This is a genomic window from Streptomyces fildesensis, from assembly GCF_016107395.1.
GTDB classification, from domain to species: domain Bacteria; phylum Actinomycetota; class Actinomycetes; order Streptomycetales; family Streptomycetaceae; genus Actinacidiphila; species Actinacidiphila fildesensis.
Genome location: NZ_JAAIKO010000145.1, coordinates 1 through 833, shown reverse-complemented (window position 1 = coordinate 833; position 833 = coordinate 1). Strand labels below are relative to the sequence as shown.

Annotated in this window: 1 protein-coding gene; it reads left to right on the top strand. The window is 71.3% G+C overall.

Translation table 11 applies throughout. From position 1 onward, the window contains the following. Window positions 1-833 (top strand): beta-ketoacyl reductase (locus C6N31_RS42300; protein ID WP_198359629.1); only part of this gene is annotated, 833 nt, incomplete at both ends.

Genomic DNA, 833 nt, shown 5'->3' with positions numbered 1-833 from the left:
GACCGCCGTTTGGTGGTGGTGACGCGGGGTGCGGTGGCTGTTCTGCCGGGTGAGGATGTTGCGGAGCTGGGTCAGGCGGCGGTGTGGGGTCTGATCCGTTCGGCGCAGTCCGAGCACCCTGACCGCATTGTCCTGTTGGACTCGGACACTGACGAGATCCCGGAGGGTGTGCTGGTCTCGGGTGAGCCTGAGCTGGCGCTTCGTGGCGGGGAGATCCTCGTCCCGCGCCTGGCCCGCATTGCTCCGGCCGCTGAGGTCGCCCCGGCGGTGTGGCGTACGGATGGCACGGTGCTGATCACCGGTGGTACCGGTGGCCTGGGCGCCCTGCTGGCCCGCCACCTGGTCACCGCGTACGGGATCCGTGACCTGCTGCTGACCAGCCGCCGCGGCCCCGGCGCCCCCGGCGCCACCGAACTCACCACAGAACTGACCGCGTTGGGTGCGACGGTGAAGATCGCCGCGTGCGACGTCTCGGACCGGGACGCGCTCGCAGCGCTCCTGGACGGCGTCACCCTGACCGCCGTGATCCACACCGCCGGTGTGCTGCGTGACGCCACGTTCGCCGCGCTCACCCCGCAGCACCTGACGGAGGTCCTGGCACCCAAGGCGGACGCCGCCCGCCACCTGCACGAACTGACCGCGCACCTCACTCTCGACGCGTTCGTGCTGTTCTCCTCCGCTGCCGCCACGTTCGACGGCACCGGACAGGGCAACTACGCCGCAGCCAACGCCTACCTCGACGCCCTCGCCACCCACCGCCGCACCCAAGGACTCCCCGCCACCTCCCTCGGCTGGGGCCTATGGGCACCCGAAACCGGCGGAATGGGCGCAGG